Annotated in this window: 1 protein-coding gene; it reads left to right on the top strand. The window is 59.7% G+C overall.

The window, feature by feature from the left end:
• Nucleotides 1–12: 12 nt before the first annotated feature.
• The coding region (locus NAM01S_RS35555; protein ID WP_307188714.1) for an acyltransferase domain-containing protein at nucleotides 13–3,840 on the top strand (3,828 nt) is incomplete at its 3' end.

The following is a 3,840-nucleotide window of genomic DNA, read 5'->3' as shown; positions in this document are numbered from 1 at the left end:
CCCAACCCGACCATGCCAGCGCGCCCCTCCGACTGCGGGCCTTGGCCTCTGGTCTTGTCTGGCAAAACCCCTGAAGCTCTCGAGCAGCACGCATATAATCTCGCGAGCTACGTCTCCCTTACACCTGTCGACAACGACAACACAGCGGTATTGGGAGCCCTTGCCAAGCGATGCAGCCTCGATCACCGTGCCGTGGTAGTAGGAGCAACCACCGAGGACTTCCATGCAGGACTGCGCGCGCTGAGTGAGAGAAGGCCCGCACCGAGGATGCGCAGAGATGTGGTGCGGGAGGGGGGAGTCGCGTTTCTATTCACCGGACAGGGAAGTCAGCGGCTAGGAATGGGGCGCGAACTCTATAGCACCCACTCTGTATTCGCTGAGGCTCTCGACGAAGTATGGGCTGAACTCGATAGGCAGCTACCGCTGCCTCTGCGTGATGTTGTGTTCGCAGAACCGGGCACCGACCGGGCAGCACTGCTGAACGAAACGCTGTATACGCAGACCGCAATTTTCGCCCTAGAGGTTGCGTTGTTCAAGTTGGTCGAGTCCTACGGGATCCGCCCTGCCTATGTGATTGGTCACTCCGTCGGAGAATTCGCCGCAGCGCACGTAGCGGGTGTACTGACGCTACGTAATGCAGCCGAACTAGTCGGAGCCCGAGCACGTCTCATGCAGGAGCTTCCACCTGGCGGCGCAATGGTTGCTATCGAAGCCGCCGAGGACGAGGTCCACGCCCATTTGCGTAAGGTCGATCCTGCTCTAAGAGAAGTGGCAATCGCAGCAATCAATGCTCCGTTATCGACGGTCATTTCTGGTCGGAAATCTGCCGTAGACGCCGTCGCATCCCAGTTCGCTTCAAAGGGACGGAAGTCACGACAGCTGAATGTCAGCCACGCGTTTCATTCGCCACTGATGTCACCGATGCTAGATGGCTTTCAGGAAATAGCTGAGAATATATCGTTCGAGCCGCCACGCATCCCTATCGTTTCGAACATTACCGGCCGCATCGCCGACGCTGAGCGTATCGCTACACCAGACTACTGGGTCGAACACGTGACAGCGCCGGTAAGGTTTTCCGACGGATTGGCTGCTCTACGTGAACAAGGAACGGCCGCTTATCTCGAGCTCGGCCCCGATGCCGTTCTCACCGGGCTTGTAAACGCCGCAATCGTTGAGCCGGGTACTGCAGCTACGCTACCAGCCGATTCACTACTTCGCGCCGACAAGTCCGAAGCGGAAACCTTCTTGACCGGACTCGCTCATCTATACGTCCGCGGCGCAGATATCGACTGGTCGGCCAGAATCGGCGGCGTGGCACCGTCCAGCACGGGGCTACCCAATTATCCATTTCAACATCGCTCGTACTGGCTGCGAACTGCCCCTCCGCCAACGTCCGCGGTCAGTCTCGGACTTGGTTCCGCCGATCATCCGATACTGCGCGCAGTCGCCGAACTACCAGACGGGGGCCAGCTGTTCACTGGCCGAGTATCGCTTCATGATCAGCCGTGGATCGCTGACCATGTTGTCATTGATCAGGCCGTACTCCCTGGCACAGCGTATATCGACCTATTGTTGCACGCAGGTGAACAGATTGGCTTTACTCGAATCGGCGAACTCGTCCTTGAGGCACCACTAGCTGTCCCCGTCGATACAGGGCGTCAGATTACCCTCGCGATCGACAGCCCGGATGAAACCGGGCGACGAACGTTCGCTATCCGCTCCCGGCACGAGAACAATGAACTAGGTGTGGACTGGACTCACCACGGATCCGGCCATTTCACAGTGGCAGGTCGAGTTCGACAAATCCGAGATATGGTTTGGCCTCCAAATGATGCTGTTGCCGTAGAGGTCGGCGACCTCTACGAGCATTTCGAGCGCCTCGGATTACGGTACGGACCGCTCTTTCACGGTGTCACGGCTGTCTGGCGGAAAAACGACTCGCTGTTCGCCGATGTCGCCCTGCCAGGCGACGCGAACTCGCAGGGCCACACCATCCACCCCGCTCTGCTAGATGCGGCCCTGCATCCGGCCGCACTCTTCAGCCAAGCCTCGTCCCACGGAAATCGGCAGATTCTGCTGCCGTTCTCGTGGACTGATATCTGCTGGTTCGCCCGCGAGGCCCGACATCTTCGAGTACGGCTCGATTGGGTTGGGAACGACACCGTATCGCTCTCCATCTGGGACCTGAGCGGGGACCTCGTCGCGACAATCGCGGGCCTTAGCATGCGACCGATCTCCGAAGAACAGCTCGCTGCCTCGCGGCGACGGCATCGAGATCCGCTCTACGAACTGGACTGGATCACTAGATCCAAGGCGGACCTAATCGTCGCTCAACCGACGTCAAGGCTATGGGCGATCGTCGGGCCTTACGCCGCCGAATTCGCCGCAGTCCTACAACCGACCAAGGTCGAATTTACCGAGTTTGCTGACCTCGAGTCACTACAGGAAGCGATCAATAACGGAGGTCCCAGCCTAGATCTCATCATAGTGCCGATCCTTGGATCCACCGCTGGCGAGAACCCAGTCGAACGAGGTCATCGAGTGGCCGAACAGTGCCTGACTCTCGTGAGGGGCATCGTATCCGACTCACGGTACGACGGGACACGGTGCGCAATCGTCACCCGTTCTGCGGTGGGAACAGGGCTCGATGAGGTACCCGATGACCTTGGCGGTTCCGTCGTGTGGGGCCTGGTGCGATGCGCACAGTCTGAACATCCCAATCGACTGCTGTTGCTCGACTTCGATGCCGACAGCTCTGCGGATGCGTTGGCGGTTGCATTGGGCGGCACCGAGGCGCAGGTCGCGGTCCGGGCCGAGCAAGTGATGGTTCCCCGGCTGCAGTCGTCTGGATTGGGCCAGCTTGTTCCGTTGCCGGACCCCCAGCCATGGCGCGTGGGAGTCGGCCACGATGGAAGCATCGATGGGCTGGAGGTAGTTTCCGCACCAGACACCGATGAGCCGCTGCAACCGACACACGTTCGAGTACAAGTGCGGGCAGCTGGCCTCAACTTCCGCGATGTGCTTATCACGCTAGGTATGTACCCCGAACATGCGCTCATTGGCAGTGAAGCTGCAGGTGTTGTGTGTGAGATAGGCGACGCAGTTACTGATTTCGCAGTAGGTGATCGTGTGATGGGTCTGTTCGTCACAGGGGCGATGGGGCCCGTCGCGGTGACTGACTGGCGGATGCTCGCCAAAGTCCCCTCCGGATGGTCGTTCATCCAGGCAGCGTCTACGCCGATCGTATTTCTCACCGCCTACTACGCGCTTACGGACCTCGCTCGTCTGCAACGCGGTCAGCGGCTTCTCGTACATTCCGCTGCGGGGGGTGTTGGCATGGCTGCCGTCCAACTAGCGCGTCACATCGGCGCGGAGGTCTTTGGCACCGCCAGCCGAAGCAAATGGGATGCGCTACGGCCCCATGGGCTTACCGAGGATCATCTGGCGAGCTCACGCACGCTCGACTTTGAAAATGAGTTCTTTCAGGCTACCGGTGGAGCTGGTGTCGACGTCGTACTCAACTCCTTCACAGGCGAGTTCATCGACGCGTCGCTCCGATTGCTTGTCAACGGTGGACACTTCTTGGAGATGGGGAAAGCTGATATTCGGGAGCCGCAGGAAATTGCAGCCGCAAACCGGGGGTTGCGCTATTCCGCATTCGACCTGCTAGACGCGGGACCCGACCGCATACGGGAGATGCTCGACGATCTGAGCGCTATGTTTGCATTGGGGCAGCTCACGCCCCTTCCCGTGCGAGCCTTCACCATCGAACAGGCTCCTGAAGCTTTCCGCTATCTGAGCCAAGCGCGCCACATCGGCAAGCTCGCGCTCACGGTGGGA

This window comes from Nocardia amikacinitolerans NBRC 108937, from assembly GCF_001612615.1.
Classification (GTDB): domain Bacteria; phylum Actinomycetota; class Actinomycetes; order Mycobacteriales; family Mycobacteriaceae; genus Nocardia; species Nocardia amikacinitolerans.
The sequence above is the reverse complement of the archived record's forward strand: the minus strand, read 5'-3'. Positions and strand labels throughout refer to the sequence as shown.